This window comes from Bosea sp. ANAM02, from assembly GCF_011764485.1.
Classification (GTDB): Bacteria; Pseudomonadota; Alphaproteobacteria; order Rhizobiales; family Beijerinckiaceae; genus Allobosea.
Genome location: NZ_AP022848.1, coordinates 512,571 through 536,345, shown reverse-complemented (window position 1 = coordinate 536,345; position 23,775 = coordinate 512,571). Strand labels below are relative to the sequence as shown.

Below are 23,775 nucleotides of genomic sequence, written 5' to 3'. Positions count from 1 at the left end.
ACCGCGACGGACGCTCATGGGCTACGCGATACCCGGAAGCCTGCGCAGCGCAGCCTCCAGCGAAGCGAGATTGTAGGGCTTGCGAAGCGTCGCAGCCTCGGCGACGCCGAGGATCGCGAGGTCGTCATAACCGGTCGCGAAAAGGAAGGGCACGCCGAGCTCGCGCAGGCGGTTGCCGATCGGCTCGGATGTCTCGGGGCCGAGATTGACGTCGAGGATCGCGAGATCCGGCGCCGTCCGGCCCAGGAACGACAGGGCCTCGGAGACATTCGCGCAGAGTTCGACCTGGCTCGCACCCAAGCTCGCCAGCATGTCCTCGCAATCCATCGCGATGATGAACTGGTCCTCGACAAGCAGCACGCGCCTGCCTTCCAGTGGCCGGCCGGGCTTGCCCTTGATCGGCACGGACGCCTCTTCGGGAGAGGCCGCATGCTCGGTCCAGCGGACGAACTTGGCGGGGATGCAGAGCGTGGCCGTGATGCCCTCGGGCTCGAAAGCCAGATCGCTTCGCCCACCGAGATCGAAGGGGATGCTGCGATCGATCAGGATGCTGCCGAAGCCCTGACGGGATGGCGGCCTGACTGGCGGGCCGCCGCGCTCCCGCCAGACGATCTCGCAATCGCCCCCGGCATTGGCCGACCATTCGACCGAGAGTTCCCCGGTCTTGACGGAGAGCGCGCCGTACTTGGCGGCATTGGTGATCAGCTCGTGGATCACCAGAGCGACCACCGAGAAGGCGCGCGCATCGAGCGAGACGGACGTCCCCCGAACCGCGATCGTGCCGCCACTCGTCCGATAGGGCGAGGCTTCCGCGTTGACGAGGTCCAGCAGCGATCCGCCGCCGCTCGCCCGCATCGCCTGGTCGTGAGCGATGGCGAGCGCCTCGATCCGCCCCTTGAGCGACGTGACATAGGCTTCGATCGTTGCACCTTCCGCAAGCGGGTGGGCGACGATCGACTTGATCAGGGCAAGGATGTTCTTGACCCGGTGATTGAGCTCCTGATTGAGCATCTTCTGGCGGATTTCGGCCTTGTTCCGTTCGTCGGCCAGGAGTTCGCTCTGACGCAGCACGACCTCGATCAGGGTCCGGCGCGCCGATTCCGCCAGTTCGCGCTCGACCGGGGTCCAGGTCTTGGAGTGGCCGGCAACGGTCTCCTTCCACACCGCAAAGCTCTGTCGCGGCGTGAGGCGGTCGCCGTGAGGGCCGGTCGTGTAGGTCTTGTTGGGGTCACCGCCCCATTCGATCGTGTGGACCAGCTCCTTGCGGAAGAAGAACAGGTAGTCGCGTGGAATCTGGGAAAGCGGAATAGCGAGCATGCCCGCGAACTGATCGGCATGGGCGCGTGCTTCCGGCAGGGCTTCGCCCAAGGCCGTCGTCGCCCAGATCCGCCCTTCGCAGACCGACGCCGCGAAAGCCGCCAGTTCCTCCGCGAACGCGGCCGGCGGCGCGCTGCCCTCGGCACGCCATTCGCCATTCACCCAGACGCCGACGCCGTCGCTTTCGACGAGATTGCGGAATTCGGCGAGATGCTGGCCGAGAAAGCTCGAGGCATCGGTGACATGTGCGGCGGACGACAGCAGATCGTTGAGGAAATCCCGGGCCTTCTCGGCGGCGAGCAGCATCTGCTTCTGCGTCAGAGCGCCAAGCTGGAGCGCGAAGAACTCGCCGAAGATTTCCGCCGCAATCCGGCGGTTCATGGACAGCGAGCGCGGGCTGTAGTGGTGGCAGGCGATCAGGCCCCAGAGCGCGCCGTCGACGATGATGGACACCGACATCGAGGCTGATACGCCCATGTTGCGCAGGTATTCGCAATGGATCGGCGAGACGCTGCGCAGATGGGCATAGGACAGGTCGAGCGGCTCGCCCGCTGCATCGAGCACCGGGGTGATCGGAAAGCGCTCGCCGCTCGAATCCGAAACCACGCGGATCGGATTAAGGAGATAGAGCTGCCGCGCCTGCTGTGGGATGTCGCTCGCCGGGAAATGCTGCCCCATGAAGCTTTCGAGGTCGGGGCGCTTGGCCTCGCTCATGACCTTGCCCGAGCCATCGGGCGCGAACTGATAGATCATCACCCGGTCGTATTGCAGAACCGCGCGGAGCAGGCGTGCCGCGTTCTTGATCAGCTGGCCCGGAGTCGTCACGTCCGAGAGCCGGCCGACCAGCGTCCGGGCGAATTCGAGCGGCGAACTTGGTCCGGCCGGGCCGCTCTCCTCGAACTCGATGATGGCGTTGCCCTTGAAGGCATGAATCGAGATGTCGAACGCGCGATCCAGCGCGGGAAGGCGATAGCGGGGCATCAGGCCAGCCCGGGAGGGCACGCCGGACCGCGCCAGCGCATTGCGCATCTCGTGCACGACCGGCCCCCCGAGGACGTCCTCGAGCCGGCGACCGACCAGCTCGAACTCCCCGAGCCCGAGGAAGGAGCTAACATTCGACGAATGGCGCCTGATCGTCACCGCCTCGGCATCGCACACGATCATACACCCATGCGGCTGGACGCTGCCGGGGATGTGGATCGGCTCGCGATCGCAATTCGTCAGATCAACGGTCGTCATGCAGATGAGAGCTCTTCCGAGATGAAGGCCTGGATGGCGTGCAGGAAGACAGCCCTGGCCGCCTGAGCCGCGGCATCCCAGGCAGGCCGGTCAAGCCCTTCGAGAACGACCAGCAGCGCACGCCAGCTCTCGAGAGACTCGGCTTGGGCCGAGAGGTAGCGCGCTGCGAATCCAGGCCCGAACCCCAGGACATCCACTCCCCTCACCAGCATGCGCGCCCCCAGGGCAGAACCTTCGAGAACATAGGCGGCGCCCAGGAACGCAGCGATGTCATTTGACAGATGGAAAGGGTCGACCAGGGGGTGAGGCAGGTCGAGATCGGTGAGATCCGCTTCCAACTCCGGCAGGAGTCGACGCGGCCGCCACGCAGAAACCTGCGCTGCAGCGGTCCTCAGCAAAGCGGTCTCGACCGGGGCGCGATGACGGAATGTCCCCAGCAGGAAGCGCGCATATGAGGTGCGGTCCGAGAACCCGCCGACGATGGCGTCCAGCTCGCGATGAAGCTCGCTCGTCTCATCGCGCAGAAAACCTCTGATCTCAATCATTCCGTCGGCATCCAGAATCGCCCGCGTCGGGATCGCTATAGCCCAATCTCACCGGAATCGGCGCTGCCTTCACGGCGAATTGTCCAGCCGCTTCGGTCCGTCCGGCCTTCTCGCCGAACGGACCGACTTGAAGTCCGCCCGGAATCTTACTAAGAACATATAGTGAACAAAAGGAATGGCGATGGCTCAACTCTCGGCCCTGGAGAAACTTGAAATTCTCAGCGACGCCGCGAAATACGATGCCTCCTGCGCATCGAGCAGCACTACGAAGCGTGATTCGCGTGACGGAAAGGGACTGGGCTCGACCACGGGCGCCGGCATCTGCCATTCCTATGCACCGGACGGCCGCTGCATCTCCCTGCTCAAGATCCTGCTGACGAATTTCTGCAGCTTCGACTGCGTCTTCTGCATCAACCGCTCGTCGAGCAATGTCCGCCGCGCCCGTTTCTCAGTCGAGGAAATCGTCGCGCTGACACTGAATTTCTACCGCCGCAATTATATCGAAGGCCTTTTCCTGTCCTCGGGCATCATCCGCTCGGCCGATTACACGATGGCTGAACTCGTGCGCGTTGCCGAAACGCTGCGCCGGCAGCACGGGTTCCGCGGCTATATCCACCTGAAACTGATCCCCGGCGCGAGCCGCGATCTGATCGAGCGCGCCGGTCTCTTCGCGGACCGGGTATCGATCAACGTTGAATTGCCGAGCGAGGCAGCGCTCGCGCGCTTCGCGCCGGAGAAGCGGGCGGGCGAGATCAAGAGCGCGATGGGTGGCCTCAAACTGAAGATCGAGGCCTCGCGCGAGGAACGGGAAAAGAGCGAGAAGGCCCCGGCCTTCTCGCCGGCCGGGCAGAGCACGCAGATGATCGTCGGCGCCGATGGCGCAAGCGATTCCGCGATCCTGAAGCGCAGCGCCTGGCTTTATGGCAGCTTCGGTCTGAAGCGCGTCTATTATTCGGCCTTCAGTCCGATCCCCGATGCCTCGCGCCAGTTGCCGCTCCAGCCGCCGCCGCTGATGCGCGAGCACCGGCTTTATCAGGCCGACTGGCTGACACGCTTCTACGGTTTCGAGACCGGGGAGATCCTCGGGACGAACGACATGCTCGATCTCGATATCGACCCCAAGCTCGCTTGGGCGCTGCGCGAGCGCGGGCGCTTTCCCGTCGACGTGAACCGGGCCGATCGCGAGACCCTGCTGCGGGTACCGGGTCTCGGTACGCGTAGTGTCGATCGCATTCTGGCCTCGCGGCGGTTCCGCCGGCTCAGGCTGGAAGATGTCGGTCGGCTGACACGATCGCTCGCGACGATCCGGCATTTCATCCTGGCGGAGGGCTGGCGCCCGGGCAGCGGCCTCGACGCCCAGAACCTGCGAGCCCGGCTGAAGCCGCAACCGCGACAATTGACGCTCTTCCCGTGATCGCGGCCCGGCTGAACGGGCCTGCCGATTTTGCCGGCTGGCGCCGCGAGGCCCGCCGGCTAGCGCTTGCCGGCGTCCAGCCCGAGGCCGTCGCCTGGCTGACGGGGGAGGACGATGCCGGATTGTTCGCAACGGAGAACCTTGCCCAGGTCGAGGGCGGAAGCATTGCGCTGACTGTGTCCCGTCGTTTCATCGAGCTTGCCGAAAACGTCGTCTGTCATCGGGATACCGGCCGTTTCGCCCTGCTGCATCGTTTGCTGCTGCGTTTGCAGGACGAGCCACGCCTGCTCGACAATGCTGCCGACGGCGACATCGCACGCGCCGAGGCGATGGCCCGCTCGGTGCGCCGCGACCTGCACAAGATGACCGCCTTCGTCCGCTTCCGGGCCGTGTCGGGTGCGGGCGATGACGGCCCTTTCATTGCCTGGTTCGAGCCGGAGCATTTCATCCTCGAACGGGCCGCGAGCTTTTTCACGGGGCGCTTTGCCGGGATGATCTGGTCGATCATGACACCGCAGGGATCGTTGCACTGGGACGGCACGGCCCTCCGGATCGGCCCCGCCGCCAGCAAAACCGATGCGCCCGACGGCGATGCCATGGAAGCCTATTGGCGCACCTATTACGCCGCCATCTTCAATCCGGCCCGCCTGAAGCCGAGTGCGATGAAGAGCGAGATGCCGGTGAAGTACTGGCGGAACCTGCCCGAGGCCGAATTGATTGCGCCTTTGATCGCAAGCGCCACCCGACGGGCGGAGGATATGGTGACGCGCGCCCCGACGCCTCCGCCCGAACGGCATGTCAGGCAGCTTCGGCATAGGCTGGAGGCACCGGCGGACGACGCCGCGATCACGTCCTGGCAGGATGCGGCCGCCGCGGCGCAGCGCTGCAGGCGCTGCGAGCTGCATTGCCATGCCACGCAGATGGTATTCGGAGAAGGCCCGCTGGACGCGCCGATCCTGTTCGTGGGCGAGCAGCCGGGCGACCAGGAGGATCTGGCCGGCCGACCATTCGTCGGTCCCGCAGGGCGGATTTTCGATCGGGCGATGAGAGAGGTTGGGCTCGATCGAACGCGAGCCTATGTCACCAATGCGGTGAAGCACTTCAAATTCAAGCTGCGCGGCAAGCGCCGCATCCACGAGAAGCCCAATATTGGGGAGATCGAGGCCTGTCGCTTCTGGCTTGATCTGGAACTGCAATTCGTGAAGCCTCGGGTCGTCATTGCCCTCGGTGCCAGCGCCCTGCGATCATTGACGGGGTATGCCGGTTCGCTGGCCAGCGCGCGGGAGCGCGGACTCGCGCTCGAAGACGGCACGCCACTGCTGGCGACGATCCACCCCTCGTTCCTGTTGCGCCTTCCCGACAAAGAGGCCCGATCGCGCGAATATGCCCGCTTCGTCGACGATCTCACCCAGGTTCGAGGCGCGGAGCCGCGCTATGGCATCGGACCGAAAAGCGGAACCCACTGCCCGCAAAACTCCGATGCGAGAACAAAGAGATAGATAATCGCTACCGCATCCCGACCGGCGCGCGATGATTTGAGATCTGCGTCTTGCCTCGACGAGACATCCGATCTTAGCAGACCCCGGAACGGCTTGAGCGCCGAGAACCCAAAAAGCAAAAAGCGCCGGAGGACCCGACGCCTGCATGCCTCTCGACTCCTGAGATTGTCTGAAACGGGCAAGACGGAGTCCAAACCTCATCCAACCTTGGCAATCGGCCCACATCGTCTCCGCCGCCCCATGTAACTGCACGGAACAATAAAAAAAGCCTTACATATCAGATTCTTATCTTGATCAACTCTTCGCCGGGACTACGCTTGGAAAAGCTCCGGATCTCCGGTCATCTGTTTCCCGTCCATGCTTCACCTGCTTGGGGAGGTAAAAGGACCCGGCCGCGTTCGTCGCTCCTCCACAAGCAATTGACCGAGAAGAGGAAGTCGCTGCGACGGGAGAACCCAGATGCCGAACCGAATCGGCAGCGACTGGTCGAGACCGAGCCGGACCCTGAGATCGGCAAGGCTCGCCGGCGTCGCGAGATCGCCGAGCATCAATTGGACGGGGTCGCCCGGGATCAACCGATCAGCACGAACACCGACACCGCAACGCTCAGCAATGTCGGAACCGCCAAACCTAGCCCACGGCCCCGGGCCGCGGCTTCCTCCTCTGGAGGCTCTCAGACGCGGGCCCAGGAGCCTCGTCATCAAATGCCGCGCAAGGGCCCGCATCTGAGCCCCTTCAGCGCATTTTCCAGCATCCCTTTTCGTGGGCGAGCCTCGGCGTCGACGTGCGGGGCCGCTCGCATACGCTCAAGGTCTGCTACCGGACCTCGCAACAGATCCGTCGCGCCGCCGACAAGCTGTTGCCGACGGTGCTGCGCGACACCGACGGGCTGGAGGACGAGCGTCGCGGCATCATCTCGGTCTTCGACGGTCCAGCTCCCGAGGTGAAGTCTCTTGGCGATATCGCAGCAGAAGCCGACGCTGTGCGTCAAATCGTTGAGACGTGGCTTGGCGAAGGAATCGCTCCCCATGAGATCGGCCTGTTCGTCCGGACTTCGCATCTCGTCACACGCGCTCAATTCGCCATCGCTGGGCTCCCTGGCGGGGGAGAGATGACGACCGCGCCCATGAGCCTGGCCAAGGGGTTGGAATTCCGCGCCGTCGTCATGGCCTGCGACGAGGGAATCTTGCCGCTTGACGAGCGCGTCGCCGATGCCGCCGACGAGGCGGAACTCGACGACATCTACGAAACCGATCGTACTTATAACCGCGAGGTAACCACGGGCTTTCGGAGCCCTTCGGAAAGGGCGCCGAATATCTCAAGCCGGAAAAGCAAAAAGCGCCGGAAGATCCGACGCTTACGTGCTTCTGAAGCCTTGAGATTGTCTGGAGCGGGCGAAGGGATTCGAACCCTCGACCCCAACCTTGGCAAGGTTGTGCTCTACCCCTGAGCTACACCCGCATCCGAGACAGTCGCGCCGTGTTGGCGGCGCGGCCGGGTTATTGCCCCAAAGCGCCGCGAAGCGCAAGCACCCCGGCAAAAGTTTTTTTGCCGCCCTCCACGGAAGCCCGGATTCAGCGCCTTTCTCTTGCTGCCCGCGCGCGGCGAGGATAGGCATCTTCCGGCCTCTTCCTGCCGTCCTGGCAGGCGTTTTCAGTACCGTCCCAAACCCCGACCCTGCCGATCTCCTCGCCATGACCACGCCCGCCACACCCGACCAGCTCTGTGCTTATCTCAGCGAGAAGGGCATCGCCTTCCACCGAACCGACCATCCGGCCGTGTTCACCGTCGCCGAGACGGCGCCGCATCGCGACGAGATGGTCGGCCATCACACCAAGAACCTGTTCCTCAAGGACAAGAAGGGGCGGATCTTCCTGGTCTCGGCCGAGGCCCACGCGCGAATCGACCTGAAGCGCCTGCACGAGCGCATCGGCGCCAGCGGCCGGCTCTCCTTCGGCTCGGCTGAATTGCTGCTGGAGAAGCTCGGCGTCACGCCGGGCTCCGTCACCGCCTTCGCCGTGATCAACGATCGGGCCGGCGACGTCACCATGGTGCTGGATGCCACGCTCGCATCCGGCGAGGACGTCAATTTCCACCCGCTGATCAACACGGCGACCTTGCGGGTCAGCCGCGACGACCTTCTGGCTTTCTTCCGGAGCACGGGGCATGAGCCGCTGATCGTCGATTTGCCGGTCCCGCCCGATGGACAGAACGGCTGAAGCACCCCATCTATGGCGCAACTGCGCAGGCTGCCGCACGGGCACGCCTGCGCCTCCAGGACAGATCACGAAGGACGACCCATGCTGGTCAATGGCGAGGCGGCCGACGCAAACGGCCTGATCAAGGACACCACGACCCAGGGCTTCCGCCAGGACGTCATCGCCGAATCGATGAAGCAACCGGTGCTGATCGATTTCTGGGCGCCCTGGTGCGGTCCCTGCAAGCAGCTCACCCCTGTCATCGAGAAGGTGGTCAAGGCCGCCGGTGGCAAGGTCAAGCTCGTCAAGATGAACATCGACGAGCACCCGCAGATCCCCGGCCAGCTCGGCATCCAGTCGATCCCCGCCGTGATCGCCTTCAAGCAGGGCCAGCCGATCGACGGCTTCATGGGCGCGCAGCCGGAAGGGCAGATCAAGGCCTTCATCGAGCGCCTCGTCGGGCCGATGGGGCCGGGCGAGACCGGCGAACTGATCGAGGCTGCCGCCGCAGCCATCGCGGCAGGCGACCCGGCCGGGGCGAGCGAGCTCTATGCCGGCGTGCTCGAGATCGAGCCGGACAACCTCGCCGCCATCGCGGGGCTGGCGCGGCTGCATCTCGACAATGGTGATATCGAGGGCGCCAAGGGCATTCTCGGCATGGCGCCTCCGGACAAGGCCAACGACCCGGCGATCACGGCCATTCGCGCCGCGATCGAGCTCGCCGAGCAGGCCGCCTCGCTCGGCGACACGGCCGAGCTGGAGGCCAAAGTCGCCGCAAGCCCGAAGGACCATCAGGCCCGCTTCGATCTGGCGCTGGCGCTCAACGCCCGCGACAGGCGCGAGGAGGCGGTCGACCATCTCGTCGCCATCATCAAGGCCGATAGGACATGGAACGACGATGGCGCGCGCAAGCAGCTCCTGCAGTTCTTCGAGGCCTGGGGCCCGATGGACGAGGCGAGCGTCGCCGGGCGCCGCAAGCTTTCGACTCTGCTGTTCTCCTGACCGGCACAAGGACAAGGCGCGCATGGGCATGAACGCCGTCTACGAGGGAGCCCAGGACTGCCCGGAGGCGATCCCGCTCTTTCCCCTTGGCGGCGCCTTGCTCCTGCCGCGCGGCCAGATGCCGCTCAATATCTTCGAGCCGCGCTATATCGCCATGATCGACGATGCGCTGAAGGGCGAGCGCGTCATCGGCATCATCCAGCCCGAGCCGGATACCGGGCGTCAGCCCGAGATTCCGCCGCTGCTCAAGATCGGCTGTCTCGGCCGCATCACCCAGTTCTCCGAGACCGGCGACGGCCGCTACATCATCACCCTGACGGGCATCAGCCGTTTCCGCCTGCTCGACGAGTTGGCGGTGACGACGCCCTATCGCCAGGGCCGCGTCGGCTATGACGGCTTCGCCGCCGACTTCGTCGCCCGCACCGGCGAGGAGGAGGTCGACCGCAAGGGCCTGCTCAAGGCGCTTCGGGACTTCGCCAAGGCCAACGACCTCAAGATCGACTGGAAGGGCGTCAACGAGGCCCCGAACGAGGCCCTGGTCAATGCGCTCTCGATGATGTGCCCGTTCGGGCCGCGCGAGAAGCAGGCGCTGCTGGAAGCGCCGACGCTGAAGGATCGGGCAGAGGTTCTGGTCGCAATCACCGAGATCGAGCTTGCCCGCGGCGGCGGCGACCCGGACACGACCCTGCAGTGACGCCAGCGACGCCGCCTGCCGAAGCGCCACCAACCGTCTGGCCGCCGCGCCGCGCGGTCACCGCCTGGCTGTTCTTCGATTGGTCGGCCCAGCCCTTCTTCACGCTGATCACGACCTTCGTCTTCGCCCCCTTTTTCGCCTCGGCGCTGGCCAAGGACGCCGCCGACGGCCAGGCGCTCTGGGGCTATGCGACGGGCTTCGCCGGCCTGTGCATCGCCCTGCTCTCGCCTTTACTCGGCGGCATCGCCGACCGGACGGGCCCGCGCAAGCCCTGGATCGCCGCCTTCGGCGCGCTGCTGATGATCGGCTCCGCGATGCTCTGGTTCGCCGTGCCGGGCTCCTCATGGGCGGTTCCGATCGCGCTCGCCGGCTTCATTATCGCCACGATCGGAGCCGAATTCGCCACCACCTTCAACAATGCGATGATGACGCGGCTGGTGCCGCCGGAGCGGCTCGGCTGGCTCTCCGGTACCGGCTGGGCGATCGGCTATCTGGGCGGCCTGCTTTCGCTCGCGATCACGCTGGGCCTGCTCGCCGCCGATCCGCAGACCGGCAGGACGCTCATCGGCATCGCGCCGATCTTCGGTCTCGACGCCGCCGCCCGCGAGGGCGACCGCTTCTCCGGTCCGCTGACGGCGCTCTGGTTCATCGTCTTCGTCACGCCGATGTTTTTGCTGACCCCGGATTCCGGCAGGACGGGCTTAAGCCTTGCCGAGGCGGCGAAGGGCGGCGTCGGGCGCCTGAAGGAGACGCTGGCCGAACTGCCGAAGCTACCCTCGCTCGGCCGTTTCCTGCTCGCCAACATGATTTATCAGGATGCGCTCGTCGCGCTCTTCGCCTTCGGCGGCATCTACGCGGCCGGCGTCTTCGGCTGGCAGACCATCGAGCTCGGCATCTTCGGCATCCTGCTCACCGTCACCGGCACGCTCGGAGCCTGGCTCGGCGGTAAGCTCGACGACCGCATCGGCGGCAAGCCGGTGGTACTGGGTTCCATCGCCTGCCTGCTCTTCGCCTGTATCGGCATTCTCTCGCTCGGCGCCGACCACATCCTGTTCGTGATCCCGGCCGCCCCGCCCATGGCCGGCGATGGGCTCTTCGCCTCGCTGCCGGAACGGGTCTATCTGGGTCTCGGCCTGCTGATCGGCCTCGTCGCCGGGCCGATGCAGGCGGCCTCGCGCAGCCTGATGGCGCGATTGGCGCCGGAAGGGCGCATCGGCGAGTTCTTCGGGCTCTTCGCGTTGTCGGGGAAGGTCACGTCCTTCCTGGGGCCGACGCTGGTCGCGCTGGCGACGACGATCTTCGCCAGCCAGCGGGCGGGCCTTGCCGTGCTGATCCTGTTCTTCCTGGCGGGCGCAGCGCTGCTCGCGGGTGTGAGGGTCCGCAGGTCATAGAGCGTCATCCCGCACGCGCTGCGGCACGAAGTGCTGCTGCGCAGATGCGGGACCCTGCGACGAGAAGGGGCCCCTCAAACGAAAGGGCGCGCCCTTGCACCAGGGAGCGCCCCTATCGGAAATCGGTCCCGTGTCTGCGCAGCAGCACTTCGTGCCGCAGCGCGCACGGGAAGACAGCGGTTAGCAAACAACGATATTCCGCGCCGGAGCGATAAAGGTCACCCCTAAATCCTAGGGTGTCATCCCGTGCGCGCTGCAGCGTGAAACGCTGCTGCGCAGACACGGGACCGCGCGACGAGAGGCCTCCTTTAAAAAGGAAAGGGCGCCTCCCTGCATCAGAAGGCGCCCTTTCCGGAAGACGATCCCGTGTCTGCGCAGCGGTATCCACATGCCGCAGCGCGCACGGGATGACACCCTTCAATGGCGGCCTTTACCGAACCAGGATGTTCCGGAACTGCCAGGGGTCGCTGGTATCGATATCCTCCGGGAACAGGCCCGGGCGGCCGTCGAGCGGCGTCCAGTCGGTGTAGTAGCCCTTCACCGGCCCGAGATAGGGCATCTGGATTTCGAGGCAGCGGTCGAGATCCATCTCCTCGACCTCGACGATGCCGGCCTTCGGGTTCTCCAGCGCCCAGACCATGCCCGCGAGCACCGCCGAGGTGACCTGCAGGCCGGTGGCGGTCTGGTACGGGGCGAGCCTGCGCGCTTCTTCCGTGGAAAGCTGCGAGCCGAACCAGTAGGCGCCTTTGTCATGGCCGTAGAGCAGCACGCCGAGCTCGTCGATGCCGTCGACGACCTCGTTCTCCTCGAGGATATGATGCTCCTCCTGCGGGCGCCCGGCATTGCCGAACATCTCGTGCAGAGAGAGCACCGCGTCGTTCGCCGGGTGGTAGGCGTAGTGGCAGGTCGGCCGGTAGATCGCCTTGCCGCTCTCGTCGCGCACCGTGAAATAGTCGGCGATCGAGATCGACTCGTTATGCGTCACCAGGAAACCGTATTGCGGGCCCGGCGTCGGGCACCAGCTCCTGACCTTGGTCTCCGCTCCAGGCTGCATCAGGTAGATCGCCGCTTGCGAGCCACTCTCATGGGTGCGGGCGTTCTCCGGCATCCAAGTCTCATGCGTGCCCCAGCCCAGCTCCGCCGGCTGCACGCCCTCGGAGATGAAGCCCTCGACCGACCAGGTGTTGACGAAGACGCCAGGCGGCTTGGGGTTCTTCGAACGCTGCGTGTCGCGCTCGGCGATATGGATGCCCTTGACGCCGACCTGCTTCATCAGCCCGGCCCATTCTTCGCGGGTCTTCGGCTGCGGCACGTTGAGGCGCATGTCGGCGGCGACGTTCAGCAGCGCCTTCTTGGCGAGCCAGGAGGCCATGCCGGGATTGGCGCCGCAGCAGGAGACGGCCGTCGTAGAGCCGGGCGCACGGGCGCGCTTGGCCGCCAGCGTCATCTCGCGCAGCGCATAGTTCGAGCGCTCGCCCGGCCCCTTGCTCTCGTCGAAATAGAAGCCGAGCCAGGGCTCGTTGACCGTGTCGATATAGAGCGCGCCGAGACTGGAGCAGAGCTCCATGATGTCGCGCGAACCGGTATCGCAGGAAAGATTGACGCAGAAGCCCTGCCCGCCGCCGACGGTCAGCAGCGGCTCCAGCATCGTCTTGTAGTTCTCGATGGTGACGGCTTCCTGGATGAAGCGGATACCGCGCTCGTCGAGCAGGTGGCGATTTGAATCATCGGGAGCAATGACGACGAAGCGGCTCTTGTCGAACTTGAAGTGCCGTTCGAGCAGCGGCAGCGTACCGCGGCCGATCGAGCCGAAGCCGATCATCACGATCGGGCCGGTGATCTCGCCGTAGACGGGCCAATTCGTCATTCTCTGTAACTCCTGGGTTCTAGAGCCGGATCCGATCAGGTTGAACCAACCTAATCGGTGAATCCGTCTCTAACTTAGTGATAGAGAACGCGTGATCCGAACAGACTGCAACGCAGTCTGTTCGGCGCGTGCTCTAGGGATAAAAAAGGTCGAAAGGGTCGTATGAGCGCACAATCGCGCCGTCAATCGCCCAGGCGCCTTCCACGCGGGTGAGCGCATGGAAAGCGCCGGGCGATGACGGCGCGATGACGATGAATCGGGAGCGTCAGGCGGCCCGCGCCACCTCGTCCGCTTCGAAGGCTGCAGGGATGACAGCGCCGCTGGCAACCAGCACGCCGCGCGCGCCATCGAGCGCGCCGTCGCGCAATTCGATCGCGAGGAAGCGCTCGCGCTCGACCGGGCCGGGCATGGCGAGATCGCGGGTCAGCGCCGGATCGAAGCCGAACCGGGCGTAATAGGGCGCGTCGCCGACGAGGATGACGGCGCCATGCCCGCGGCAGGCCGCGCGCCAGAGCGCCTCCCGCATCATCGCCCTGCCCAGACCCTCGCCCTGCAATTCCGGCTTGACCGCGAGCGGGCCGAGCAGCAGCGCCGGCACGCCATTGGCTTCCACATGCCAGAGGCGGACTGTGGCGAGCACTTCGCCGTCGCGCTCGGCGGTGAGGGCCAGGCCCTGCGCCGGCAGACGGCCCTCGCGCAGGCGCTCGCTCGACTTGGCGGTGCGACGCTCGCCCAGGCAGCGGTCGAGCAGCGCCTCGCGGGCGGGAATGTCTGTGGCGATCTCGTCGCGGATCGTGATCATGACGCACCTCCGGCCGGAGCGCCCATCCTCATGGACCTGCCCGGCGCCACGCTCGCGCGCGGCCACAATGGAACGATGTGGGGAAGAGGGGTCCGGCGGGAGCCACGCTCGTAACCTCCGTTCTGGAGGTATGAACGCTCCGCCCGTTCGACCGGGCGGCCTGCCGTCTCAGACAGGGCGCTTCGCCGGACCCGATTGGCATAGGGGCGGCGGAAGCCGCCCCGTACTTTTCCGTCAGATGACGTACTGCCTCAGCGGCGGGAAGCCGTTGAAGGCGACGGCCGAATAGGTCGTCGTATAGGCGCCCGTACCCTCGATCAGCACCTTGTCGCCGATCTCCAGCGAGAAGGGCAGCATGTACGGGGTCTTCTCGTACATGACGTCGACCGAGTCGCAGGTCGGGCCGGCGAGCACGCAGGGAACCGTCGCATCGCCATCGCGCACGGTGCGGATGGGGTAGCGGATCGCCTCGTCCATGGTCTCGGCGAGACCGTTGAACTTGCCGATATCGAGATAGACCCAGCGGACCTCGTCCGACTCGGCCTTCTTCGAGATCAGCACGACCTCGGCCTCGATCAGGCCGGCTTCGCCGACCATGCCGCGGCCCGGCTCGATGATCGTCTCGGGCAGCTGGTTGCCGAAATGCTTCGACAGCGCCCGGAAGATCGCGTCGCCATAGGACGGCACGCCCGGAATCGGCTTCAGGTAACGCGCCGGGAAGCCGCCGCCGAGATTGACCATCGACAGCGAGATGCCGCGGGTGGCGCATTCCTTGAAGATCGCCGAGGCCGAGGCCAGGGCCGAATCCCAGGCGTTCACATTGGCCTGCTGCGAGCCGACATGGAACGAGATGCCATAGGCCATGAGCCCCATGCGATGGCCGTGCTCCAGCACGTCCGCGGCCATCTCGGGCACGCAGCCGAACTTGCGCGAAAGCGGCCAGTCGGCGCCGGCGCCGTCGCAGAGGATGCGGCAGAAGATGCGCGCGTCCTTGGTGCCGGTCTTCTCGGCGGAACGGGCGACCTTCTCGACCTCGGCCGTGCAGTCGACGGCGAACAGGCGCACGCCGAGCTCCATGGCGCGCACGACGTCGCGCTCCTTCTTGATGGTGTTGCCGAAGGAGATGCGATCGGCCGTGGCGCCGGCCGCGAGCGCGAGCTCGATCTCGACGACCGAGGCGCAGTCGAAGCAGGAGCCGAGCTTGGCGAGCAGGGCGAGCACCTCCGGCGCCGGGTTGGCCTTCACCGCATAAAAGACGCGGGTGTCGGGCAGCGCACGGGCGAAGGCATGGTAGTTCGCGCGCACGACTTCGGTGTCGATGACGACGCAGGGCCCGTCCTCGCGGCGGGTACGAAGAAACTCACGGATGCGGTCGGTCATGAGACGCGACTCCCCTGCGACGCAAGCGGCGTCGATGCGATGTATCGCCGGAGTGAAACGTCGCTGTCGCGCGGCGCTGTGGAGACGCCTACGACAACGGACGAGTCGTCCGGACCCGAAACACCGTTCGATTGGGGAAGACCCCGCACGGCCGGCAATGAAGGACAAGCCTCTTCGGTGTTGACCTGTGGAAAGCCAACGAGACCAAAAAAGCCCGCTCCGTCGTTGCTTTAAGCTGCGTCCCCCGTGGAGATTCGGGGTTCGCCGGTTTTGCCTCCGGCTGCCGGTCTGTGTCGGGGAACAATCTCCTCGCGGAGACTGGGAAGCGTGATTTGAGGGATGTCCATCCCCTCCATCCGTCTTCCAACCCCTGGCGGCTGTCCGGCCTCTTGTCCGGATGCCCACCGACCGGCACGCGGCCACAGGCACGTGCGAATTGGGTGAACGCGATATACGGATGCCCGACCCGGACCACAAGTGTTTTATGCGCCCGGAGCCGCATTTTTTTGCAGGGCCGATCCGCGCCTGGTCGGGAGCAGGTTGACAGCGGAAAGCGCTTTGCCGGCTATGACTTAGCCATGGCTCGCGCGGACGTTGCGGAACCTTGCGGGATGTTCATCCGCCGTCAATGCCGGATGCCCTAGACCGGCCCCATTCGATGGCCTTAACTCTCGCTAGTCGCCTATCTCGGAAAGCCCGGGCAACGGGGAAGACGGAACACGCATGACCACGACAGACCGCCGCCGCGTCCTGGGCGGACTTTCAGCCGCGCTTTGCCTCTCGGCGGCGCCTTCCGTCCTGCTCGCGCAGCAGCCGCGCCCCCAGCCTCAACCGCAGGGCCAGCCGCAGCCGCCCGCCCCGCAGAACGCCGCGCCGCAGCCGCGCTTCGGCTTCGAGGACGTGCAGCGCCGCGCCCGCGAGATCGCCGCCGTTCCCTATGAGCCGATCGCGCCGCTGCCGGAGGCGCTGGCCAGGCTCGACTACGATTCCTGGCGCGACATCCGCTTCCGCCCCGAGCGGGCCTTGCTGCAGCAGAACGGCTCGCCCTTCCGCATGCAGATGTTCCACCCGGGCTTCCTCTTCACCCGCCCGGTCACGGTCAACGTCGTGCGCGACGGCGTGCCGATGCCGGTGCCCTATGCCGCGAACCTGTTCGACTACGGCAAGGTGAAGTTCGACAAGCCGCTGCCCGTCAATCTCGGCTTCGCCGGCTTCCGCCTGCATTATCCGCTGAACGACCCCCGCGTTTACGACGAGCTGATCTCCTTCATCGGCGCGAGCTATTTCCGCGTGCTCGGCCGCGGCCAGCGCTACGGTCTCTCGGCACGCGGCCTGTCGATCGGCGCCGGCACGACCGCCGAGGAGTTCCCCGTCTTCCGCGAGTTCTGGATCGAGGCGCCGGCGGCCGGCGCCGAGCGCATCGTGATCCACACGCTGCTCGATTCGCCCGTCGTGACCGGGGCCTATCGCTTCACCATCTATCCCGATCTCGACACCGTCATGGAGGTCGCTGCGACGCTCTATCCGCGCGTGGCCGTCGAGAAGCTCGGCCTCGCGCCGCTGACCTCGATGTTCTTCACCGGCGAGAACGACCGCCGCTTCTTCGACGATTTCCGCAGCGAGCTGCACGATTCCGACGGGCTGATGATCCATTCCGGCAGCGGCGAGTGGATCTGGCGCCCACTGCGCAACCCGAAGCAGCAGGCCGTCTCGTCCTTCGTCGAGCGCAGTATCCGCGGCTTCGGACTGATGCAGCGCGACCGCACCTTCGAGCACTATCAGGATCTCGACCTCTCCTATGAGCTGAGGCCCTCCTACTGGGTCGAGCCGCAGGGCGACTGGGGCGAGGGCATCGTCGAATTGATCGAGATGCCGACCACCGACGAGACCAACGACAACATCGTCGCGCTCTGGGCGCCGAAGACGCCGCTGGAGCCGGGCAAGGAATTCTCCTTCGGCTACAAGCTGATCTCGATGCTGGATTCAGGCGACCTCCATCCGGGCGGACGCGTGGTCAACACCTACCAGGCCAAGCCCAAGGCGCTGGGCTCGGGCGAGCCCGTCACCGCGGGCTCCCGCCGCTTCATCGTCGACTTCGCCGGCGGCGACCTCGACTACTATCTGAAACAGCCGGAAAAGGTCGAGATCGTGCCCTCGATCGCCTATGGCCGGATCGACCGCGCCTTCCTCGTGCCGAACCGCAAGACCGAGGGCTTTCGCGCTTTCATCGACGTCGTGGTCGAGCCCGGCCAGTTGGCCGAGATGCGCGCCTTCCTCAAGAGCGGCGGCAAGACGCTGACCGAAACCTGGAGCTATCCCTGGCGCTCCGAGGCGCAGGGCTGATCCGAAGGAGCCTCGATCATGGATGTCGTCGAGAATCCCGCGCAGAACCGCTTCGAACTCACGCTCGACGGCGGCACCGCGCTCGTCGCCTATCGCCGCGATGGCGAGCGGCTGGTGCTGGTCCATACCGAGGTACCCTCCCAGTTCGCGGGGCAGGGCATCGGCTCGAAACTGGCGAAGGGCGTTTTCGAGTTGCTGCGCGCGAGCGGGCGCAAGGCCGTGGTCCGCTGCGAGTTCCTCAAGGGCTGGATCGCGAAGCACCCCGAATACGAGGATGTCGTCGACGGCTGACAGGGTCGCTCAGGACGTCTTGCGGCCGCCCCGGCGCGCCGGCTGCTTCTTGCGGCCGTAGAGCTCCAGGCGATGGCGAACCAGCTCATAGCCGAGCTCGGCCGCGATCCGTCGCTGCAGCTCCTCGATCGCATCCGAGGAGAATTCGATGACTTCGCCCGAATCGACGTCGATCAGATGGTCGTGATGTTCCTGATCGGCATGTTCGTAGCGCGAGATGCCGTCCTCGAAGGCATGGCGCTCGATCGCGCCCTGCGATTCCAGCACCTTCATGGTCCGGTAGACGGTCGAGAGCGACAGCGTCGGGTCATGCGCGAAGGCGCGCGTGAAGATGCCCTTCGCGTCGGGATGATCGTCGGCTTCGGCCAGAACACGCAGGATCAGCCGCCGTTGCTGCGTCATGCGCAGCCCGGCACCCTTCAACTGGCTCTCGAAAACGGCAATACGCCGGTCGGTCTCGCTCATGCCTTGCCATAGCAATGCCATCGGCCAATTGCAAAAGCGGATGAAAGAAAATCATTCGCATTTGCATTAATAATGCGGACGCTTCTCGATATGGATTAATGGGCCCGCTCGAAACGCTCGTCATCCTGGACCTGCTGCGGAACCCGCCACAGCGCCGGGCCTGCGATGAATTCTGGGATCAGCATCGCTACGCGGCTTGTCCGGAATGACGGCATGTTTCCGCCGACGGCGGCCAAGTTCCACACTCAAAGCTCGCCCGCGATCCCCGCAACCAGCTCGTAGGAGCGCTTGCGCTTCTCGTGATCGAAGATCGGCGCGGTGATCATGATCTCGTCGGCGCCGGTCTCGCGCAGGAAGGCGCCGAGCGAGCGCTTCAGCGTCTCCGGCGAGCCGATGAAGGCATAGCGCAGCATGCCCGAGACATGCGCCTTCTCGGCCGGGGACCAGTATGGCTCGATATCGTCGATCGGTGGCTGCAGCTTGCCGCGCGCGCCCCTGACCATGCCGACGAAGCGCTGCTGCAGCGAGGTCGCGAGATAGCGCGCTTCCTCGTCCGTATCGGCCGCGACGACATTGATCCCCGGCATCGCATGCGGCGCCGCTAGTTGCTCGGATGGCTTGAAGCGCTCGCGATAGACGGCGAGCGCCTGCATCAGCGCATCCGGCGCGAAATGCGAGGCGAAGCTGTAGGGCAGCCCGAGTTCGGCGGCGAGCTGCGCGCCGAACAGGCTCGACCCGAGAATCCACAGGGGTACGTTCAGCCCCTCGCCCGGCACGGCGCGGATCGCCTGGTTCGGCCCGGCCGGCGCGAACAGCGCCTGCAATTCCAGCACGTCCTGCGGGAAGCTGTCCGACGACATCGGGCTGCGGCGTAGCGCCCTGAGCGTGAGCTGGTCGGTACCCGGCGCCCGACCGAGGCCGAGATCGATACGCCCCGGAAAGAGCGCCTCCAGCGTGCCGAACTGCTCGGCGATGACGAGCGGCGCATGGTTCGGCAGCATGATGCCGCCGGCGCCGACCCGGATTGTGCTGGTCGCCGCCGCAAGCTGTCCGATCACCACCGAGGTCGCGGCACTGGCGATGCCGACCATGTTGTGATGCTCGGCCACCCAGTACCGGGTGTAGCCGAGCCGCTCGGCGTGGCGGACCAGGTCGGTGGATTTCGCGAGAGCCTCGCGCGGCCCCTCCCCTTCGACGACGGGAACGAGATCGAGGACGGAGATCGCGACCATGGCGGCCCCTGCTGTTTGAAGCATTTTCCAGCGAAGTGGGAACCGGTTCGCGTGAAGAAAATGCGATGGAACAAAGATCCAGAGCAATCTGTCGTTCAACGAACGGCGGATTGCTCTGGCGCCGGCAGAGGCCGGCGGAACGCGGTAGCTTCACCAGATGGGAAGGCTGCGCGTTCCCATCCAGAGGCAGGCTTGCTTCGGCATGGCGTGCCTGCGCTGGCGTTCTGGCGGAACGGCCTTCGCCCTGCCGCGTTTCCTGTTTGAGACAGCCACACAGAGGGGAACGATCATGACCGCCACCGCCAATCCCGCCAAGGAAAGCCTGCGCCAGGAGCAGAAGGAGCAGCGCAAGGCCGCACGCGAGCACGGCAAGGATGCCGAGCTGAACCGGGCCCTGAAGGACACCTTCCCCGCCAGCGACCCCGTCGCGGCCCAGACGCCGGTCAAGCCCGGCGGCAAGACCAAGAAGCCGACCTGATGCTCAGTCGCGCTGGTGCAGCAGGCGGGCGCGGATCGTACCTTCGAGCGCGCGGATGTCCTTGAGGATGTCGCGCGCCTCGGCGCTCGACACGCCGTCCGCTTCCATCACCACGTAACCGACCTCGCCGTCGGTCTGGTAGTTCTGCGCGGCGATATTGACCTGCCGGCTGGCGAAGACGTCGTTCAGCCGCCGCAGCATGCCCGGCACGTTGCGCTGGACATGGATGAAGCGCGTGCCGATGGCGCGCGCCGGCAACTGGACCTGCGGGAAATTCACGGCGCCGACCGTCGAGCCGACATCGGAATAGTCGACGAGCTTGCGCGCGACCTCGGCGCCGATGCGCTCCTGCGCCTCCTCGGTCGAGCCGCCGATATGCGGCGTCAGGATCACGTTGGCGAGGCCCTGCAGCGGTGTGACGAAGCGCTCGGCATTCGAGGCCGGCTCGACCGGGAAGACGTCGACCGCCGCGCCCGCGAGGTGGCCGCTCTTCAGCGCCGCCGCCAGCGCGTCGAGATCGAGGACGGTGCCGCGCGAATTGTTGATGAGATAGGCGCCCTTCTTCATCGCCGCGACCTGCGCAGGCCCGATCATGCCCGCGGTCTGGGGGGTCTCCGGCACATGCAGCGAGATGACGTCCGCGGCGCCGAGCAGGGCGTTGAGGCTTACCGTCGGCTCGGTATTGCCATGGCGCAGACGATCGGTGTGATCGTAATAGATCACGCGCATGCCCATCGCCTCGGCCAGGGTCGAGAGCTGGCTGCCGATATTGCCGTAGCCGACGATGCCGAGCGTCTTGCCGCGCACCTCGAAGGAGCCGTTGGCCGACTTGTCCCAGCCGCCCTGATGCGCATCGCGCGAGCGGTCGGGAATGCGCCGGAGCAGCATGACGATCTCGCCGATGGTCAATTCGGCGACACTGCGCGTGTTCGAGAACGGCGCGTTGAACACCGGCACGCCGCGCAGCCGCGCAGCCTCCAGATCGACCTGATTGGTGCCGACCGAGAAGCAGCCCACGGCAAAAAGCCGGTCGGCGCTTGCGAATATCGCCGGCGTGAGCTGGGTGCGCGAGCGGATGCCGAGCACATGCACGCCTTGGATCGCCTTGAGCAGCGCCTCGCGGTCGAGTGCTTTCGGCAGCCTTTCGAGATTGCTGTAGCCGGCCTGCTCCAGGAGCTCGACGGCGGAATCGTTGATGCCTTCCAGCAGCAGGACCTTGATGCGGTCCTTCGGAAGGGAAAGGCGTTCGCTGGCGGTGGTCATGGAGGTCACGCTCATGGAGGAGCGGCTGCTATAGTCCTCCCAGCCCGCGAGGCCAACGCCCCGGGCGCAACGCTGCTACGAAAAACCGCGCGGCGGATGCAAAAACCTCATGACGGGGTTCAGGCCTTCTCGACGACCAGAGTCGAGCCTTCGACCCTCACCACCTTGACCTCGGCTCCGGCGAGAAGCTCCGGGCCGACGATGCGCCAGGACGAATCGCCGACGCGCACCCGCCCCTCGCCGCCGGCCATCGTCGTCTCCAGCCGGAAGACCTTGCCGATGAGCTGGCGGCCGCGATCGTTGAGCCCGGTCGCCGCGTCCGGCTCCTCGCCCTTGCGGCGTGTGAGGAGGCGCCCAGCGAGGACGCTGGCGCCTGCCAGCACCGCGAAGACCAGCATCGCTGCCTGCCAGCCGATGCCGAAAAGGCCGACCACGGCACCGGTGAGGAGCGCCGCCAGCCCGAGCCAGATCAGGAAGACACCCGGCGCCAGGATCTCGCCGCCGATCAGCATGAGCCCGAGAATGGCCCAGCCCCAGCCCCCGAAATTCGCGATCCAGTCGAGCACGATCGCCTCCGCTCAGGCGCCGAGGCGGCCGGAGGGCGGCACCGAGCCGGCGCCATTGCGGCGCTGACCCGACGCATCCTCGCCGAACACGGCCTTGGTGAGCTGCGCGATGCCGCCGACCGTGCCGGCGAGCGAGGCCGCCTCGATCGGCACGATCACGACCTTGCTGTTGTGGCTGGAGGCGATCGACTTCAGCGCGTCGGTATAGCGTTCCGCGATCAGGAAGTTGGCGGCCTGGATATCGCCCTTGCCGATCGCTTCCGAGACCATGGCGGTGGCGGTGGCTTCCGCCTGCGCCAGCCGCTCGCGCGCTTCGGCGTCCCGCAAAGCCGCTTCCTTGCGGCCCTCCGCGGCGAGGATCTGGGACTGCTTCTGGCCCTCGGCCTTCAGGATCTCCGCCTGCCGCAGGCCTTCGGCTTCGAGCACGGCGGCGCGCTTCTCGCGCTCGGCCTTCATCTGCCTGTTCATCGCGCCGGCGATATCGGCCGGCGGCAGGATGTCGCGGATCTCGATGCGCGTGACCTTGACGCCCCAGGGCGAGGCGGCGGCATCCATAACCCGCAGCAGCCGCTCGTTGATCTCGTCGCGATGCGACAGCAATTGATCGAGGTCCATCGAGCCGACGACCGTGCGGATATTGGTCATGGTCAGGACCATCAGCGCCTCGTTGAGCGAGGCGACCTCATAGCAGGCCTTGGCGGCGTCGAGGACCTGGAAGAAGGCGGCGGCATCGATACGCACGCCGGCATTGTCCCGGGTGATCGCCTCCTGCGAGGGAATGTCGAGCACCTGCTCCATGACATTCACCTTGTGGCCGATGCGGTCGATATAGGGCACGATCAGGCCGAGGCCGGCGCTCAGCGTGCGCGAATAGCGGCCGAAGCGCTCGACGGTATAGTTGTAGCCTTGAGGAACCGTTCGGACACCGCGTGCGATCGTCAGGATGACCAGCGCCACGATGACGAACACGGCGATATTGAAGCCCGACACATCCATCTCGTCCCCCCGCGGCACCGCTGTGCCGACACGCTCACAGGACGATCAAACTGGCGTCTGCGAGGGACGGATGCAAGCATGGCGGCCTGGAGCGAGCCGCGCGTGGCGGCGGCTCGCTCCCGAAACCAGCCTCAGCTCTGCGTCGCGTTGGTGTCGCAGCGCGCCAGCATCCGCGAGGCCGCGGTCACGCCCGCGAGCGAGAACGTGTAGGTGGTGGTGTTGCCGCGCAGGGAGCGCGCCTCCAGCGTCATGGTGCTGCCGGCCCGCATCGCCGCGAGCAGCGCGGGCTCCCGCTCCAGCCGTTCCAGCCAGGCATTGCTGCCCTCGGTCAGCATGCGGAAGCTGTCGTCGCCGATCGTGACAGTGACCACCGAATCGCGGGCGAAATCGTAACCCGTCTGGAAGCTCGATTCCGTATCCGAAGCCTTGGTGCCGGTCTGCACGAAGAAGAAGACTTCGCCATGACGCAAATTGGACGGCTCTTCCGCCGAAGGCTTGCTCATGATGAAGCAACGCGACAGATCGCCCTTGGCGTATGTGGCCGCGTTCCAATCCCCGAACTGGCCCAGCGATTGCGGGCTCGCCGCCTGGACGCAGGTGCCCGTCAGGATAGCGAGGCAGGCGGCCGAAAGCGCTGTCTTGAACATGGTCTCATCTCCTTTCATGGCGGCCAAAATGAAAAGGAGAGTGTTACCGAGGCGTAAATAAGGTGCGAACAATTCATGCGTCGATCCGGCGCAGGAGCGACCAAGTCATAAGATCGTGGCAATGGCGGAATCGTTCGCGGTCAGAA

The 23,775-nt window shown here is 65.9% G+C and carries 20 protein-coding genes and 1 tRNA gene; 9 read left to right on the top strand and 12 right to left on the bottom strand.

Annotated features, from left to right (window positions below; genetic code table 11):
- Window positions 1–21: 21 nt before the first annotated feature.
- Complete coding sequence (locus OCUBac02_RS02575) at window positions 22–2,556, bottom strand: HWE histidine kinase domain-containing protein (RefSeq protein ID WP_173043337.1); 2,535 nt, start codon at window positions 2,554–2,556, stop codon at window positions 22–24.
- Window positions 2,553–3,101, bottom strand: a complete 549-nt coding sequence (locus OCUBac02_RS02570) for a biliverdin-producing heme oxygenase (protein WP_173043336.1) — start codon at window positions 3,099–3,101, stop codon at window positions 2,553–2,555. The genes OCUBac02_RS02575 and OCUBac02_RS02570 overlap by 4 nt, the downstream gene beginning before the upstream one ends.
- Window positions 3,102–3,282: 181 nt before the next feature.
- On the opposite strand from OCUBac02_RS02570, the gene OCUBac02_RS02565 reads away from it, so the two are divergent.
- Both OCUBac02_RS02565 and OCUBac02_RS02560 read left to right on the top strand, forming a co-directional pair.
- Window positions 3,283–4,515, top strand: coding sequence for a putative DNA modification/repair radical SAM protein (locus OCUBac02_RS02565; protein WP_173043335.1), 1,233 nt, complete (start codon window positions 3,283–3,285; stop codon window positions 4,513–4,515).
- Window positions 4,512–6,014, top strand: a complete 1,503-nt coding sequence (locus OCUBac02_RS02560; RefSeq protein WP_173043334.1) for a UdgX family uracil-DNA binding protein — start codon at window positions 4,512–4,514, stop codon at window positions 6,012–6,014. Before OCUBac02_RS02565 ends, OCUBac02_RS02560 begins: the two co-directional genes overlap by 4 nt.
- Before the next feature lie 1,386 nt (window positions 6,015–7,400).
- On the opposite strand, the gene OCUBac02_RS02555 is transcribed toward OCUBac02_RS02560, so the two are convergent.
- Window positions 7,401–7,475, bottom strand: a tRNA-Gly gene (locus tag OCUBac02_RS02555).
- A gap of 233 nt (window positions 7,476–7,708) precedes the next feature.
- Between OCUBac02_RS02555 and OCUBac02_RS02550 the strand changes: the two genes are divergently transcribed.
- The 4 genes from OCUBac02_RS02550 (at window position 7,709) to OCUBac02_RS02535 (ending at window position 11,299) form a co-directional block, all read left to right on the top strand.
- Window positions 7,709–8,233, top strand: coding sequence for a prolyl-tRNA synthetase associated domain-containing protein (locus OCUBac02_RS02550; RefSeq protein ID WP_047573440.1), 525 nt, complete (start codon window positions 7,709–7,711; stop codon window positions 8,231–8,233).
- A gap of 81 nt (window positions 8,234–8,314) precedes the next feature.
- Window positions 8,315–9,214: a thioredoxin gene (gene trxA, locus OCUBac02_RS02545; RefSeq protein ID WP_047573443.1), complete on the top strand. Its 900-nt coding sequence runs from the start codon at window positions 8,315–8,317 to the stop codon at window positions 9,212–9,214.
- Window positions 9,215–9,236: 22 nt separating this feature from the next.
- Window positions 9,237–9,908, top strand: a complete 672-nt coding sequence (locus tag OCUBac02_RS02540; RefSeq protein WP_173043333.1) for an LON peptidase substrate-binding domain-containing protein — start codon at window positions 9,237–9,239, stop codon at window positions 9,906–9,908.
- Entirely contained in the window at window positions 9,905–11,299 is a 1,395-nt protein-coding gene (locus OCUBac02_RS02535; RefSeq protein ID WP_173043332.1) for an MFS transporter, read from the top strand. Before OCUBac02_RS02540 ends, OCUBac02_RS02535 begins: the two co-directional genes overlap by 4 nt.
- Before the next feature lie 430 nt (window positions 11,300–11,729).
- Here OCUBac02_RS02535 and OCUBac02_RS02530 read toward each other — a convergent pair whose 3' ends face one another.
- From OCUBac02_RS02530 to OCUBac02_RS02520, 3 genes are all read right to left on the bottom strand, one after another.
- Window positions 11,730–13,166: a homospermidine synthase gene (locus OCUBac02_RS02530; RefSeq protein ID WP_173043331.1), complete on the bottom strand. Its 1,437-nt coding sequence runs from the start codon at window positions 13,164–13,166 to the stop codon at window positions 11,730–11,732.
- 265 nt (window positions 13,167–13,431) lie between these two features.
- A complete protein-coding gene (locus tag OCUBac02_RS02525) occupies window positions 13,432–13,968 on the bottom strand; it encodes a GNAT family N-acetyltransferase (protein ID WP_173043330.1) in 537 nt (178 codons plus the stop codon).
- Window positions 13,969–14,202: 234 nt separating this feature from the next.
- Window positions 14,203–15,348: a type III PLP-dependent enzyme gene (locus tag OCUBac02_RS02520; RefSeq protein ID WP_047573457.1), complete on the bottom strand. Its 1,146-nt coding sequence runs from the start codon at window positions 15,346–15,348 to the stop codon at window positions 14,203–14,205.
- Between the two features lie 723 nt (window positions 15,349–16,071).
- Between OCUBac02_RS02520 and OCUBac02_RS02515 the strand changes: the two genes are divergently transcribed.
- Window positions 16,072–17,691, top strand: a complete 1,620-nt coding sequence (locus tag OCUBac02_RS02515; RefSeq protein ID WP_173043329.1) for an OpgD/OpgG family glucan biosynthesis protein — start codon at window positions 16,072–16,074, stop codon at window positions 17,689–17,691.
- Between the two features lie 18 nt (window positions 17,692–17,709).
- Complete coding sequence (locus OCUBac02_RS02510; RefSeq protein WP_173043328.1) at window positions 17,710–17,982, top strand: GNAT family N-acetyltransferase; 273 nt, start codon at window positions 17,710–17,712, stop codon at window positions 17,980–17,982.
- A gap of 9 nt (window positions 17,983–17,991) precedes the next feature.
- On the opposite strand, the gene OCUBac02_RS02505 is transcribed toward OCUBac02_RS02510, so the two are convergent.
- The gene (locus OCUBac02_RS02505) at window positions 17,992–18,447 is read right to left on the bottom strand and encodes a Fur family transcriptional regulator (protein WP_047573465.1); all 456 of its coding nucleotides are present in this window, start codon (window positions 18,445–18,447) and stop codon (window positions 17,992–17,994) included.
- 245 nt (window positions 18,448–18,692) lie between these two features.
- Window positions 18,693–19,679 carry an LLM class flavin-dependent oxidoreductase gene (locus tag OCUBac02_RS02500; RefSeq protein WP_173043327.1) on the bottom strand — a complete coding sequence of 329 codons (987 nt, stop codon included), beginning with the start codon at window positions 19,677–19,679 and terminating at the stop codon, window positions 18,693–18,695.
- A gap of 289 nt (window positions 19,680–19,968) precedes the next feature.
- Between OCUBac02_RS02500 and OCUBac02_RS02495 the strand changes: the two genes are divergently transcribed.
- Window positions 19,969–20,157 carry a hypothetical protein gene (locus OCUBac02_RS02495; protein WP_173043326.1) on the top strand — a complete coding sequence of 63 codons (189 nt, stop codon included), beginning with the start codon at window positions 19,969–19,971 and terminating at the stop codon, window positions 20,155–20,157.
- 3 nt (window positions 20,158–20,160) lie between these two features.
- Here OCUBac02_RS02495 and serA read toward each other — a convergent pair whose 3' ends face one another.
- The 4 genes from serA to OCUBac02_RS02475 all read right to left on the bottom strand — a co-directional run bounded on the left by serA (window position 20,161) and on the right by OCUBac02_RS02475 (window position 23,629).
- A complete protein-coding gene (gene serA, locus OCUBac02_RS02490) occupies window positions 20,161–21,420 on the bottom strand; it encodes a phosphoglycerate dehydrogenase (RefSeq protein ID WP_173043325.1) in 1,260 nt (419 codons plus the stop codon).
- 119 nt (window positions 21,421–21,539) lie between these two features.
- Complete coding sequence (locus OCUBac02_RS02485; RefSeq protein ID WP_244639073.1) at window positions 21,540–21,986, bottom strand: NfeD family protein; 447 nt, start codon at window positions 21,984–21,986, stop codon at window positions 21,540–21,542.
- Between the two features lie 12 nt (window positions 21,987–21,998).
- Window positions 21,999–22,982: an SPFH domain-containing protein gene (locus OCUBac02_RS02480; protein WP_173043324.1), complete on the bottom strand. Its 984-nt coding sequence runs from the start codon at window positions 22,980–22,982 to the stop codon at window positions 21,999–22,001.
- A 131-nt stretch (window positions 22,983–23,113) separates the two neighbouring features.
- The gene (locus OCUBac02_RS02475; protein ID WP_047582828.1) at window positions 23,114–23,629 is read right to left on the bottom strand and encodes an invasion associated locus B family protein; all 516 of its coding nucleotides are present in this window, start codon (window positions 23,627–23,629) and stop codon (window positions 23,114–23,116) included.
- Between the last annotated feature and the right edge of the window lie 146 nt (window positions 23,630–23,775).